The sequence below is a fragment of the Lysinibacillus sp. NPDC097162 genome, from assembly GCF_044762185.1.
Classification (GTDB): Bacteria; Bacillota; Bacilli; order Bacillales_A; family Planococcaceae; genus Lysinibacillus.
Window position 1 is genome coordinate 2,029,627 of record NZ_JBIWDT010000001.1, and the last position, 14,721, is coordinate 2,044,347.

Annotated in this window: 15 protein-coding genes; all 15 read right to left on the bottom strand. The window is 37.1% G+C overall.

Annotation, left to right across the window (positions count from 1 at the left end):
- Positions 1–30 precede the first annotated feature (30 nt).
- The 15 genes from ACIQXW_RS10340 to ACIQXW_RS10410 all read right to left on the bottom strand — a co-directional run bounded on the left by ACIQXW_RS10340 (position 31) and on the right by ACIQXW_RS10410 (position 14,490).
- A complete protein-coding gene (locus ACIQXW_RS10340) occupies positions 31–429 on the bottom strand; it encodes a DUF4280 domain-containing protein (RefSeq protein ID WP_172771975.1) in 399 nt (132 codons plus the stop codon).
- Between the two features lie 66 nt (positions 430–495).
- Positions 496–993 carry a hypothetical protein gene (locus ACIQXW_RS10345; protein WP_402761771.1) on the bottom strand — a complete coding sequence of 166 codons (498 nt, stop codon included), beginning with the start codon at positions 991–993 and terminating at the stop codon, positions 496–498.
- A 46-nt stretch (positions 994–1,039) separates the two neighbouring features.
- A complete protein-coding gene (locus ACIQXW_RS10350; RefSeq protein ID WP_402761773.1) occupies positions 1,040–2,137 on the bottom strand; it encodes a pentapeptide repeat-containing protein in 1,098 nt (365 codons plus the stop codon).
- 15 nt (positions 2,138–2,152) lie between these two features.
- Positions 2,153–3,649 carry a phage baseplate assembly protein V gene (locus ACIQXW_RS10355; protein WP_402761776.1) on the bottom strand — a complete coding sequence of 499 codons (1,497 nt, stop codon included), beginning with the start codon at positions 3,647–3,649 and terminating at the stop codon, positions 2,153–2,155.
- Complete coding sequence (locus tag ACIQXW_RS10360; RefSeq protein WP_402761779.1) at positions 3,649–4,290, bottom strand: hypothetical protein; 642 nt, start codon at positions 4,288–4,290, stop codon at positions 3,649–3,651. Before ACIQXW_RS10360 ends, ACIQXW_RS10355 begins: the two co-directional genes overlap by 1 nt.
- 105 nt (positions 4,291–4,395) lie before the next feature.
- Positions 4,396–5,169: a DNA and RNA helicase gene (locus ACIQXW_RS10365; protein ID WP_340823798.1), complete on the bottom strand. Its 774-nt coding sequence runs from the start codon at positions 5,167–5,169 to the stop codon at positions 4,396–4,398.
- 46 nt (positions 5,170–5,215) lie between these two features.
- On the bottom strand, positions 5,216–7,864 hold the full coding sequence (locus ACIQXW_RS10370) for a molecular chaperone (RefSeq protein WP_402761793.1): 2,649 nt from the start codon (positions 7,862–7,864) through the stop codon (positions 5,216–5,218).
- Positions 7,865–7,888: 24 nt separating this feature from the next.
- The gene (locus ACIQXW_RS10375; RefSeq protein ID WP_402761796.1) at positions 7,889–8,584 is read right to left on the bottom strand and encodes an iron-dependent peroxidase; all 696 of its coding nucleotides are present in this window, start codon (positions 8,582–8,584) and stop codon (positions 7,889–7,891) included.
- Entirely contained in the window at positions 8,575–9,852 is a 1,278-nt protein-coding gene (locus ACIQXW_RS10380) for a normocyte-binding protein (RefSeq protein WP_402761799.1), read from the bottom strand. The genes ACIQXW_RS10375 and ACIQXW_RS10380 overlap by 10 nt, the downstream gene beginning before the upstream one ends.
- A gap of 1 nt (position 9,853) precedes the next feature.
- Entirely contained in the window at positions 9,854–11,494 is a 1,641-nt protein-coding gene (locus ACIQXW_RS10385) for a serine/threonine protein phosphatase (RefSeq protein WP_402761802.1), read from the bottom strand.
- A gap of 26 nt (positions 11,495–11,520) precedes the next feature.
- Positions 11,521–12,360 carry a PP2C family protein-serine/threonine phosphatase gene (locus ACIQXW_RS10390; protein WP_402761805.1) on the bottom strand — a complete coding sequence of 280 codons (840 nt, stop codon included), beginning with the start codon at positions 12,358–12,360 and terminating at the stop codon, positions 11,521–11,523.
- 6 nt (positions 12,361–12,366) lie between these two features.
- Complete coding sequence (locus ACIQXW_RS10395; protein WP_340823789.1) at positions 12,367–12,894, bottom strand: FHA domain-containing protein; 528 nt, start codon at positions 12,892–12,894, stop codon at positions 12,367–12,369.
- 39 nt (positions 12,895–12,933) lie between these two features.
- Entirely contained in the window at positions 12,934–13,512 is a 579-nt protein-coding gene (locus ACIQXW_RS10400; protein ID WP_340823787.1) for an FHA domain-containing protein, read from the bottom strand.
- Between the two features lie 29 nt (positions 13,513–13,541).
- Positions 13,542–13,982 carry a J domain-containing protein gene (locus tag ACIQXW_RS10405; protein ID WP_340823786.1) on the bottom strand — a complete coding sequence of 147 codons (441 nt, stop codon included), beginning with the start codon at positions 13,980–13,982 and terminating at the stop codon, positions 13,542–13,544.
- Between the two features lie 82 nt (positions 13,983–14,064).
- Positions 14,065–14,490, bottom strand: a complete 426-nt coding sequence (locus ACIQXW_RS10410; protein ID WP_340823784.1) for a membrane-associated protease 1 — start codon at positions 14,488–14,490, stop codon at positions 14,065–14,067.
- Positions 14,491–14,721: the final 231 nt, after the last annotated feature.

Consider the following 14,721-nt stretch of genomic DNA (forward strand, 5'->3'; position numbering starts at 1 on the left):
ACTTACCTCCTTTCACTCCATCCTTTCTTTTTAAAAGCCTTGTTTCGGTATTTCTAATTCCTCTTGCCCATCATGCACAATATCAATTTTGCCTCCACCTGCTGAGCATTGCGTATGACAACGGGATAATAGTGCTTGCTTGCCCTCGATATTGACATTTTCCATCCCTTCCATCCAGTCGATGGAACATGTGGGCGTACACGGTTTTTGTAACTTCAAGCAGACGCCAAAGGTGGGGATGTTATCGGGGTTTCGATCGCCTACATTCAATACAGCTTTATCTTTAATATAAACACCATGATCCTGTGGTAAATTTAAATAATTTAGGTGGCTTCCATGCTCACAGGAAATAATCGCTCCATGGACCACGTAACTAAATTGCTCTTGTTCCGAACCTTCTGTCTCCAAATTTTCTACAACTTGAGCCATTCGGTACCCTTCCCTTCGTATATGTTTCAAATTGCACTTTTGATTTGATTTCCATTTGAACGCTTTTTAATATCGTTCTAGTTTGACGCGCTGCAATTGAAGTCCAAGAAATGGTCGTCTTAATATACTTTCTGCAACATCTAAATTAATGATTGTAAAAGGCTCCGTTTGACTATCTACTTGAAAAATACAGTCCAATTCAACCTTTTTAGGGTTTATTACGAGCTCATTTATACGTCCGTCTGGATAATAAGTCGTTTCCTGGGAAATACAGTTTTTCTCCACCATGTCCATTAGCCAATACAAGCGCTGTGTCCCTTTTTTCACATCTGTAAATACGATGGCTGTAAATGCTAAGTGATCCTCAAATTTTACGAATAACTTTTTTAATTGATCCGACACAATGGTCCGAGGCTTTTCTAAATAATCCAAATATACTGCATGCTCTTTTTCCACTACTTCTGCAAATACCGACGAACAAACAAAATCACCATCAAGGTCTGTCTTCAAAGGAAGAATTGGATTTGTAATAGTGGGATCTTGCCGAACAATAAAGTATTCCATCTTGACCTCCTCTGAACTTCATACCTATCTTCCCGTACGGACGACATTACTGAATCCAATGAATATCTTGTATTTGGGCTTGGCTGAATTGATACTTTCCTTGATCGCGTTGAAAGAATGTTGCTCCTTTTAAATTAGCACCTGTAAAATTGGCACCAGCAATTTGAGCAAATTCAAATTTTGCCTGTTCTAAATTTGCATGGCTGAAATCAGTACCAAGGTAGCAGGGAACTTCATTACGAGAGAACTTCAAGGATTTTCCTTGCGCATGCGTAAAATTAGCACCTGCTAAATTGGCATTTCGAAAATCAGCATCTTGAATCATTGCATAGGAAAAATCCACATTCGCTAATTGACCATTTACAAAATTCGTACCGATGCAAACACTTCGTTGCATTGTAGCTCCTGCTAAATCACTGTCTTGGAAATTCGCATAGGAAAAGTCCAACTGATTGAAATCTTTGTGCTGTAAAGGTAGATTTGAATAGTTTCCAAACGTATACGATTGATCCGTCTCTTTTGACGCTAACGTTAACAAGACATCTTTTTCTACTCGTTGTCGTTCGTCCATAATCGCGACATCTTCACTAAACCCTTTATATTCACCGACTCGAAATCGTAAGCACGCCGCACGTTGAAAATGAAGTTTAGGGACGCGTTGTTGTTGATAACGAAAAAGATAACGTAGTAATTGGATAATATATTGATGAAACAGTAAGACTGTCTGCTGCATAATAACGCGGACGTCCGCTGCTTGAATGTTAATATAGGGTTTTCTTTCTTTCTCAAGCGTTTTTTGTAATTCGAACATCGCCTCACAAAGCCAATCCGCTTCATACTGTGCTGTGCATTGTGTCCAATCGCAATACCATGTTTCTCCATATGCTTCTAGTAAATACGTAAACTTGTTTTCTAGTAATGATGTTCGAAGCAATGATAGATGAATAAAAGCAACTGGCGCTAACTTTCCTTGTTCTTGCTGTTCATGAATATTCGCAAATAGCTGTTCAAGTGCATGAATGATTGGTTGAAGTAAAACTTCCTTATCGTTGCGAAACTGTCGATCCACTTTCTCCTGCAAACGGTGAACATGAACTGACACGCATTCATCCATAAAATGCTGTAATGCTTCTTCTCGTTTCATGTATCTACATCCTCACTAATTTGCACGTACTTCAGTTCCTTTAATCTCCATTTTGTCTTCCATCTTGATTGAATTGTCTTTACATGTCATCTCAATTTTCTCATTAGCATTTATCATAATTTGCTTGGCATTTATAACGACTTTATCTGTTGCTTTTAAGTTAATATTTTTATCACTAATAATTGAAATACCATTATCATCCATCAGTGTAATCATTAATCCACCACCAGAAATGACAATGCGATCAGGTGCGAGTAGAATTTGTTTACCATGCTTTGTTCTAAGGGTTTTTACATCGGGATCAGCCATGCGCCCCGGATCTTGGCGGCTATCTTCTGGTGGTGAAGCACCGCCTCCTCCCCCCTGACTAGAAGGATTGCTTGCTGATAACATTGCCCCAGATTGTGGTGGTGCTTTGGACACTGAGCTAATGGCAATTCCTTCATCCTCACGATTGCTTGGGAAGTAGATTCTAACATTGTCAGATAACTCCGGCATAAAATACCAACCTGTGTTATCCTCTGATGCATAGATCGTTGAGTATGGAAACCAATAAGCCTTATTTTTTTCTTGCCCCTCATCGAAATCAACATGTATACGAATTTTGTCCCCTGCCACATCAATGACTTTTCCTTGGATAGATGCACCAATAATCGCTTGATTATAAGTCGTGTGGACACTGAAGCCGTTCTGAGGTGTGAGCGTATAAATATGTTTTAATAAGCCATTTTTAAGCTTGGAGACAATTTTAAAAACATATAGTTTTTTCGATTGAAACGTAACTTCATTACCGATTTTGAATAGTTGCGGCGATTCTACTTCATAGTACATGTAGTCACTATCGGTAATACTATCGAGATGATTTTTACTTGAGATGAGAAAATTACCAATTGCTTTTTTAACACGGTAATTCATTGCATCCATTTTCTGCACTGCACCCGCTTGGAATGGTACGCCGAAGTAAAACTTTGCTGCACTATGAATTGTATCTGGCACTAAGCCCGTATGAAATCTCGATGCCATGCGTTTCAGAAACTCCCAGTCCGTCTCTAAATATTGCATCGTAAAGTTGCCAATACTAGCACCTTTTGTGACATGATCCATAAAGTCCGCACCTGGCTGGTCGGCAATACATTCATTTATTAGTTCTGTATAAGCCATCTTGGCATTTTGGTACGTTTGGTTTTTCTTCTTCACATCTAGCACATACGTATGCGAAACCGCTATAACCTCCAAATAATATGTACCCATTACCGATTTCACTTGCACATCTAATGCTAGTCCATTAAAAATAGGCGTCGATTGTCCCGTACTACCAATTTGCAGTACTTCAATTGCCGTTTCTGCGTCAGTCATATAAACGTAAGAGTCTTCCAGTTCATCTGGAATGACGCCTGTTAAACGCAATGTTGCATGCTCATTCATTTGTTGTGTCATTTCGATTTCACTCACGCGGATATTGTAAGGCATCACAATCATATCTTTATACGTCAAAGCTGTTTCCTTTGTCATCACACAACACCTTCTCCATTGAATGATTTGTTTTCGATTGCGATTGTTTCTAACATGCCATAAGCAACCGGTTGCCAAATATTCATTTCTTTTTTCAAGCAATTAACTGAACCTGTTGCCACATTGTCGCCTGCTATAAACAAAAACATTAAATTATAAATCTTGTTATCGAGTGCCTTCGAAATAAAATCAAAATAGCCAATTTGTAGTCCATTCACTTCCTTCATGCCGCTATCCAACATTTCTGCATCTGGCTGTAATTTTTGCAGGATAGTCATCATCGTTTCTGTAAAATCCTCTAATTCCTCTTCTTGTAGCTGTTGCTCCATTATTTTCATCGTGACGTTAATGGACGTACTTACACTTGTATAGATGTAATCAGGTCTACGGCTTGAAGGATATTTAATATCTTTTAAATCCGTTTCCATCTCTTCAAAGGCTGTAGGAATAGACATCCGTATTTGATTGTCGTAAAAACGAAGCTCTGCAAATTCAATTATTTCATCGTCAATCGTAAGCTGACCCGCTTTAATTCCTTTCACAACGTCCGTTTGCAATAATTGGTTTTCAATGTTCTCCGTTCGTTTCTTTTGCCTTGCGTGTTTCGTCATTTCAATAATTTCTTCATCCATGAAATTCATTTTGTTCGCCCCCTTTGTTTTTAAAGTCTTGTGAGTATGCTTTGTTGTTTTGTTGTGACAAAAACCTTCTGATTTAATGCTGTAAAAATGCTTGCAGACTACTAGCTAGTCAACAATCACACGCTTCGGTCGCCCTTGACTGAGTCCTTTCATACGACCACCACCTTTCGCTTCCATTAAAATACGATTCAAGTATTTATGAATTTGACTATTCGTTAGTGATTGATCGTCTAGCTCTAGCCGATTGCAAATATAGAAATTAATCACATCCCGTTGCACCCGATCCTGATTTAGGCACTCCATGGCAAAGGCGATATCATATGGATTGGATGGTCGATTTTTTAACAGCTCGCGTGCAAAATATTGCAAAATAAGTGGGTGGTATGTGCTTTTTTGTAAGCCTGCATACTGGCAGTGAAGATAATTCACTGTGTTGAATTCAGTGGCAAAGTCGAAAAAATCGGTATGCTGTGAGCGCAGTTTAGCACCTAACTTTAATTTAAAGCGTGCTAATTCTAGCTCATTATGTGCAAGCTCAAGCGAATCGTCTAAGACAATCTGTGATTTGTGTTTTCTAAAATCTAAGTCATTCACTTCTTCAGCAAATCGTACTTTTAAGATCGTCTCATTTCCTGTTGCTTCATAAGGAAGCTCAAAGCTATTCGTTAGCATATAAAGTCTGCCATTATGCTTCATAATGCCGTTTGAAATGATTAGCAGTGTATCCGCTACAATGATATTGACTCCAGCAATAATGCCGTTTGAATAATCTTGGAAATAAATATCTAAAAACTCTCTTGGGTAATCTCGTAAATTTTCCAGCATTTCTCGCTTTAAAATGCGACCTTTTTGAAAATGTGGATATTGATTGGCAAACAAGCTGTCATCCACCTCTATTCTTGTTTTTCACTTTTGAGCACTTTCTTTACTTTAAGCCGTCAAAGAAATCCAACTCTGATAAATCGGTTTCAAAGGCAAAGAATTCCTTTTTGCCAATTAATAGTTGTTCTTCCGTTCTAGCTACAGGGACGACATGGAAACCCCAGTGATCTTCTCCTGCGAAGACAAAAAATTTCACTTCTCCATTCATAATGGAATCTGTCTCATCCTGTGGAATTTTATGTTGATAATTAGCTGCTATATTGTCATAAAAAACAGGCTCATACCCTTCATGGCGATTAACATACGTATATTTATAGGATGTTTGATTGTCGGTGCCTGTTAGGAAAAATTCAACTTCCGTTACACCCCATGGACGGGAAATCGTACCGTGAATTTGATTGAGTCTTTCTAAGCTACTAATAAGTAATTTTTCCTGACGATTATGTGTAAAGGCACTTACCGCATAAGGTACAACAGGCGCATGATTCGTCACGGTTGTTTCAATCATGCCTATCTTCTTGGCATTTAAATAGCGAAGTGCCCCTCTTAGGCAGGCTAGCTTTAACTCTGGCACTTTCCCAATATTTTCAGCCTTCTGTCTAAATTCAATGCTTCGTCCTGGTACAAACTCCTTTAAAGCCTCGCGGAAAGCATCAATTTTACACGATTGGCCTGTGAGCTTAATAATTGAATATTCGCTGAGTAGTCCGTTCTCATAAAACTCTTCCAAAAACTCTCGTACAATATCATAAATATCAGCTTTAATCAGATGGTTAATTTCTTTAATATTAAAAAAGACGTTCGGATAATCATACACATCTTTAAATTGATTGTTTTCTACTAATGATAGGCACCAGCGATCAACTGCCGTTACATTCAAGTCACTGTCCTGTTGCAGATCGTTTTCTGAATAAAAACGGCTCCGTAAAATGCCTGTTTTACGGAAAAACTCTTTCTTCATTTCTTCAGCCATTTCCCATAAGAAATAATAATTATTGCGGACACGTAGATATTCATCACGTGTGCGATTTTCATATTCCTTAAAGCGCGTCGGAATAATATACTCAGCATCTGAAAAAGCTTTTTCAAATTGCTCGTAAACGGCTTCCACACCGTGATTGTCTACATATCGATAAATATCCTTGCCTGGAATATCAATTAATGCATCAATGTCATAAGCATTTTTCCCTCGGCTATAATAGTTTGCAAAAACAATCTTCATAAATTGGAAAATACGATATGTAATATTGTTGCCACCAAAATTGGTATCACCATTTTCATAAGTTGTATGAATATCGATTTTGTATGAAATATGCCCATCCTCTATTCGGAACTTACAGGAAGAAAGATCTGTTGTTCCGCCACCACAATCAATGACGAGTGCCTTATATTCCTTTTCATCCAAAAAGCTATTATTCTCTATTTGATTGGCGATTGTATTATAGAGAACTGCCATCCCTTCATCGAGTGCATGCTCTGTTTCGATATTGTATTCAGGTAGGATCGCCTGAAACATGTCCAAAAATTGCGTTTTTAGCTTTACAGGACTAGAAATATGTAAATGTGCAAAGCGACATTTAAATTGATGTTCTGCCATTCGAATAATATAAAGCATAAATTCCCTTAAAATTTGGCTTCGTGGCACAAGTGCTGTATTGCCGTTTGCATCCATTATCTCTTCTGATTTTGTATAGTTACTCACCCACCGTTTAATGCCTTGGAATTTCGTTGCTAATGACGTATAGCTATTTTTTTTCATCATTTTTAATGCTTCATAGCCGTAGTAGTAGCTCACTTGGTCTTGATTTGAACAATCTGCCACTGTCATAACTGTCGGAACAACTTCAATCCATTCATTTTGGTGTAGCGGGTCTGGAAATTGCACAAAATTGATGCTGTTTAGCTGAATTCTGTTATTTAATAAATCATGGCTACAAGGTGAGGAGACATAATCACTTTCTAAATAGACACCAGCAGTTGTATTCGTCGTGCCAAAGTCAATAGCAAGAATAGCATTGGTTGTTTCTAGCTGTTTAATCTCTAAATCTTGTATTGGTACTTTATAGTAGTGAAGGTTAATGGGCGGAAGTGGGGTCTCCTGGTAGTAAGTTTTATAGATATATTCTGAATCTTGCTTTCTTAAAAAAATAAAGCTGTAGTTTTTATTTTTTGTCTTCTGAATCCCTAATGCTTCATCTGCAACAAAGTAATATTTGTTAGGGCGCTGGTCATCTTTAATGACATTCAGGATGGCGCAAAGATCCATTTGATCATTTACGAGCAGTACATTTGATTCAACAAGAAAACCACCTGTTTCAACATAATACTGATCTGGCTTATCCATTTTCATACCGCTGTATAAGCTCATTTTCGCAGGGATTTTTATTTCACCATTGTCAGACATCGGTGTTTTCAAATAGTTTTGCATAGCCGCTTCGACTCTTTCAAAGCCCCCATCTTTGCTTTCTTTAATAAGAAGGTTTTCTTCAGCCCCACGATATCTTATAATCTTGTCGATTAACTCATCTCTCGTTAGTGTATTAATAAGCCCTGTCACGAGCTTTTCCTTATAACAAATATTTCGCAGCTGGAATGTGGTCATTTCCATTAGCTCTACACGTGTAAATGTCATATACTTCTTTTCTGCGAAGCGATTATTGACATTCAGCTTATATGAATATTTAGTCGTCATTCCGAAGCCCTCCTTTTGCTCTGTTTAGTAAAGAGCTATTCGATCTAGCTGCATCGTTTGCTCAGCATCAATAATGCCGAAGTGATATTGCCAAAAAACCTCTAATTGAAAACCAATCGGCAAAAAGATTTCTTGTATAAGCTGCACTTTCTGCTCATTTTGTTGCGACTTCTTTTGACTTATATAAATAAGGAGCTCATCCTGTTCCTCCGATTTTATATAGATTAAGCAACCTTTAAATAGCCTTTTAAACGTGTCCTTTAATAAGTAAATTTCTTCACCTGTCTGGTACAGCTTTAGCATGTTTAGTACAACTATTTCTTGCTCTTTTTTTGAAAAGGCATGAATATTATGGCGCACCTCATTGCCAAATACATTGGCTTCGATATCTCTTAATATAAATCGAATGTAAAATTCTTTTGTGTTCATCCCTTGCATCCGATCAATTTCAGCTAAAAAATGCAAGACGATGTCTAAAAAGTATTCTCTAAACGCTATGTCTTTACGATTATCTGGGTGAAAAAGGTTGTTAAAAATGCCAAAATAGCGGTAATACGGATTCACATCAACGTGCTGTTCAACAAGCTGAGCATTTAATAATGGAAGACTAAGCTCCATATAGGGCGAATACGTTTCAGCAAGGTAAAAATAGATATCCTTTTTTGAAAGCCCTTCATCCTCTGCTTTTATAAGCAAATCCCAAATATAATTCATTGCCAAACACCTACACATTTAAATTCGAAGAAATGTCGTTGTACTTCTGATACTAAGAAGCTCAAAATATCATTTGCTATGAAGTCCTTTTCCACCTTCGCCTTAAACTTTAAAAGCATTATTTTTTTGTAGCTATTCTCGCCTAACATTTCTGTTATGAAAGGATTCGCAGAGTAAGTAAAGCTTGCTTCTAAAAACGAATCTACTATTTCAACATCAACAAGCTCAAATCTATTTGCCGCCTCGAAGGTGTTAACCATCCTAATAATTTCACCCTTCGTTTTGACATTTGCAGAATGCTTCCGAGCGAATTTGGACATAAAATGCTCTATTCGTCGATTGGATACAAGCTCATAATGTAGCTTGCCAATCTTCTCTTCTTCCATATTTACAATTTTTATTAGCTTCCAAACACCTGACTTATCTTGTGGCGAAACAACTGTTAATTCATTGTCTGTCCGTTTGATATAGCGAACATTCTCCTCATCAGCTTCTACAAGATAGCCATGTTCACTTCCCATTTTCCGAATGGAAAGGACATGCTCATAATTGACCTTATCGATAGCAGGAACAGGGAATCCAACATTTTTGACCTCATGACGTTCGATATTCCATAGTGGCACCATATTCAGTCGTTTTTTTGGCTCATATTCTTGTAAATCAACAATAATATCAGTGATTTCAGCTTCCTCGTTTAGAGGTGGACATTTCTCTAAATTCACATTAAAAAACTTATAGGCGAATGGATGATTAATAGTTTTCCATGGCAATCCATTTACTTGAAAGATCGGATATAGCTTGTTGATTTCTTGCAAGTAGTCCATATTTCTTGTAAGACTAACCTGAATCTCTATTGGTCCTTCTGTCGTAACAAGGGTTCCATTAAACAGCCGTTCCTCAGTTAGTAACTGCTGAATTTGTACCGAATCACACGCGAGAAATAATGTATACAGTACGGCTTGTTCATTGCGTTCTAGCGATTGAAGCAATTTATTTATTTGGATCGTTTTACTTTCTAAATCCACTGGTCGCATCGGAAATAAATATTGATGAATCGGATCAATATCCTCCTTAGAACTTAGCGTTACGTATATATCAAACCGATTCTCCACATCTTCAATTTCATTAAAAACACGCTCTTCAAGCCTTTTATTCATTTCCTCTTGATAGTCGATTAAATTTACAAAAACGCCACTTACAATGTCTTTTAGTAGTTGACGTTGCTCCAAATCCTCAATTTTGCGTAACCGTTCAATCATGAGCTCTTTTATCAATTTATTTTCCCTCTTTCATCACTTCAGCATCAGATGGCTCACCGCTTGCTGCCCCTCCCTCCATAGGAAGTGCCGCTTCAAATGACGGATCGATATCAGCAGTTTGAGGAGTAGGATTTAATTTATCATTGGCATTCATAATTTTTCGCTCAAGCCCTAAAACCTTTGCGATTAGTTCTGTTTCCTGATAAATTTCCTGAGCCAAGGTGTAGGATTCAATTGCTTTCTCGTAATCTAGACGCGCATAGCTTTGATCGCCATTCTTTTCTAAGCCTTCAGCCTGTAATTCTTTCTGTGCTTTTTTCAATTCGGCAATTTTAGCTTCTGTTTCTTCAATTTTTGACTTTATTTGAGGCTCGCCAGTAAAGGCGATTGTAAGAGCTTTTTTCCTTGCTTTTTGATAGTTTGCAAGGGCTCCATTGTAATCTTCTGCATCAAATTGAAAATCTCCATCCTTCACTGTTTCAGCAATTTGTACAATGGTATCCATATTGGCTATTCGTTGTTCAGTTACTTCTTTTCCAAAGTTTTTAATGAGCTTGCCTTCTTTTTTAGCCTTTTCGTATTGCTCAAGGGCTTCAGTAAATTTCCCCGCTTCGGCTGATTTATCTCCATTGATGATTAAGTCCGTAATTCTTAATTTTTTAGCGAGTAAATTTCTATGTATTGTATCCTTCAATTTTTTGGCCGCATTTCTACCTTCACTGTATTCTAAAAGCGCCTTTTCATAATTAGCGTCTTGAAAATAAAGGTTTCCACTCTTTTCATGATCCTTCATCTCAACGGTTAATTCCGCCATTTTTTTCACTTGCTTTGCCTGATAAAAAATAGTACCGCCACCAATGACTAAAGCGACGACTAATGCAGCAGCAATCGTTTTAATGTATTTCATTTTTTTCTTATTTGTTTCCTGATAAACCTTGTTCACAAATATCGCAGCGATTGTGTAATTATTTACTACTTTCCTTTGCCTACTTAAAAGCACCTCTTCTAATAAATCAGTGTATTGCTCAGGATCTTTCGTCTCCTCTAGCGCATCTACCATTTCAACCTCACTGACATCTTCCCAAAAGCCTGCTGTACTAAGTACTAATACATCGCCATCAATTAACTTCATTTTCTTAGAGACAAATGGCGTAAAATCATTCGGCTTACCAAGATAATTGAGTAAGTTGCTTCTTTCCTCATGCTGGCTTATATCGAGCGAACGATCCCTACTATTGACGATTTCCTGTGCTAAACTTTGATCAGTGCTTTTATACGATAAGGTGCCATTACGAAAATGATAAAGACGAGAATTTCCTGCAACTGCAACGATCATTTTTGAATAATCTGATACAACCATTACGATACTAGCCTTCAATCTTACCCTTAAGCTTTGAGCTTGAAGGATAGCTTGAGCATTTTTCAAATACTTATTAATAGCTCTTCTGGACATTGACGGCTTTTCCATAAATTTTTCGAGAATACCTTTGACCGCTAGTTCTGCACTATTGATCTCTTGATCTGAATCCAACCCTTTTACTGCCACCCAACAAGCAACATCATCCAGCTCAGCATAGGCAAAGTAATCTTTATTTTGCATAAATGAGCCTGCTTCCGAGAGAAAGCTTGTTTTAAAGTCGCTGTTTTCCTTTCGCATTATTCCACCTCCTTAACATGAACGGATTACCATATTTTTTCTAAAATCACGATTGTTGCATTGTCTTGATTTTTTAAACGCTTTTGTTCAACAGCTTTAATAATATTTTGAGCTATATCATAGGGAGGGGCATGCTGAGAGAGCATTTTTTCCATTTCTACTTCTGTTAAAGTATCGTAGACACCATCACTAAATAGACAGACCTTGTCACCATTTCTTAGCTGGATAGGTTTCCCCCCAGTATCTAGATTTTTGAACCCTTCATATCCTAAATAGTTAATCAGTCTCTTTTTCAGTGGGTTTTCTTGCACCTCTAGCTGAGAAATTTCTCCTGAAATATAGCGTTCCTTTAATACCGATTCAAAAATATGCTTTTGATTGATTGCGATGAATTCGCCATTTCGAAATATCGAAATAATGCTATCTCCAACAGCTCCCCAATGTAAGTAACCATGCTCATCAATAACGGCTGCTACTAATGTAGTTCCGCCATTAGAACCATTTAAATTTTCTAGGATCATTCCATTGCTTGTTAAAGCGGTTTCCTTAAAATAGGACTGGATATTCGCTATACTAGTAAGCTTCATAAATTTATGAATAAATGTCGTAACAGCAACCGTACTGGCCATTCTGCCATTTGCTAATCCACTGATGCCATCAGCAAGAACGGCCATCGTGCCAACCGTTGTTTCCACAGTTGAAAAATAATCATCCTGTTCGTCTCGTCTGCCAATCGTTTGCCCATTTCCTATTGCAATCTTGCTCGTTTCTTTTTTTTGCATCAGTATTTTGCGCAATACGAGCAAAGCGATGATAACAATGATGAAAGCAAGTACAATCATGTATGATAGTAGTGTCTGATCCATTTTTCATCATTCCCCGCTTTGGTTGTTTTCCCATTCAAAATGAACACCACATAGAGGAATAAATAAAAACATACTTGTACCTAGTTGGATAACATCGTATGCTGCTAATTCTGTTGGTGTATAAACCGCTTCATTATTTAGATAAGCTAAACCTGATGCATCTCCTGGTAACAAATAAAAGTTTCTTTTTTTAGGATCATATACAATGACTGCATGATTGCGTTTTGAAATGCTATTATCGCCAATGATGCGGATATGCATATCTTCTGCTCGTCCGATAAAGTTCTTTTCAGATAAAATTCGATAATCTCGTCCCATTGGAGGACCTTCAATGCAAACTAACCATCCTGTTACAGGGTCAATCCCATCCATTTCCCCAAGATAGGGCATCGTTTTATCGTCTACTTCTGCAACAGCCGTAGCCGTACTCGTTATTCTTGTTTCTTGCTCTACCATGACATTACAATAGGGACAAACATTTCTATGTCTTCTCGAACTAAACATGTGACCATTCGTACATCTAATCAAACTCATATTGTTATCCTCCGTCTTCGTTACGAATCTAGCTTCTCTTTATTTTGCTAAAATTCTAGTATTTGCTATGTATATAATATCTCCACTATTTAAACGATAAGGGCTTTCCTGTTTTAAACTACTTTTCACACGCTTATGCGCTTTTTTAACGCCTACCCCATTAACAGAGTCAATGTCCTCTATGTACCACATACCCGATACACAATTTAAAACAGCATGCTCATAATTAATGAGCGATTCGTATTCAGTGCCATTTAAATTTATATCTACCTCTTGTTCAGTTGAGCTTTTCCCAATGAGCAATGAAGTTTTCCCTTCTAGCAGCCATTCTTCTATTTCTGCGCCACGTTCATTGAGTAATACAATTTTCCGAATGTTCGTATCTGTAAATTCATAGATTGTCTCTTTTGCTTCGTATTTTATTAATCCATAAACAAGGGCAAAGATGACTATCATCGTCCCAATAATCGTTTTCAAAAGAAAATTCTGATTCATAACAAACACATATAAAATAAAAAAGAAGGCGATTATCACAATGATGATATCGATAATTTTTATCATCATTTGGTTTTTTTCATTGTGCGTGTTTACTTCCATTGCATTTTTTATGTCATTCACGAAAGCACTCTCCTCCTCGCTAACTTGCTTTACTTGTTAAAAAATCGTTCGAATAAATCAGTCGTATCTATTGGGTTTTTCTTTGCCGTTTTATGAAGGGTTGACGACGTTTCCTTTGTTTTTGGATTAAAACCAAAAAAGTGCTCAAAGTTTTTTTCGATATCGTTCATATTAAACTCTTGCTTATAGGTAGTTGTTCGATCTTTCGTATTGGTTGCCTGTTCAAATGATTGCCCACCGCTTTGTGCTGCACTATCAAGACGTGCATCATATGCTTCTCTAGAAGACGTGTCCTTTAATACTTTATAGGCCTCTTGCACTTCTAAAAAAATTTGCTCTGACTGTTTATTGCCTCCACTTACGTCAGGATGATGCTTTTTAGATAATTTTCTGTACGCGAGCTTAATTTGGTCTTGTGTTGCTTGTCTGCTGACACCCAAAATTTCATAATGATTTTTCACTAATTTCATCCCCTGTATTAGGATTATTCAAAATTATCTAAGGAACTATATAGTCCCTTAGATAATGTGGTGTGACCTATCAAACTTCTACTTAAACAGCATAGCCGCCTTCGATCTTCGCTAAATCTGTTTTGTCTTTCTTCTGCTTAATGAATAAGTAGAATTCTCCGATACCTTCTGTGTCGCCATATCTTTCTGAATAGTCAACAACGAAGGCATTTGGGAAATGGATTTTTCTTACTACTTGATCAGCTGAAATGACTTCTAGTGTTACTTTACGGTAACAGTCTGCCTTTTCAGCAGGTACTAGTGACCATAAACCTAATTTCATCGTATCATCCGAATTGTCGCCATCTGTAGCAGTAAGGATTTTTCCTTTTACTTTTAAAGTTGCTCCTACATCTGTTGAGCGAGCGTTCGAATCATTTGGTGTATCTGTTTCATACTCAACTGTCATAATGCTCTCTAATCCTAATTCAATTGCTTCTGATCCTTCTACTTTTAATAAAAAACCCATTCTTATTACCTCCTAATATTTTGTGAACGCACTCGTCATACTAAACTTGATAAAAATGACCATGTTTCTAGCTGACTTCATTTCTCGTGTAAATTTTAAAAGAATTTCAACGAGAAATATGTATTTATTTCATCAAGTCAGTATGTTGAGGTCATTCATATTTATGTTAAAAGATTTATTAAAAAATAAATCTTAAACATACAATTTAAAATCGTTGTATGCAGTCTATTA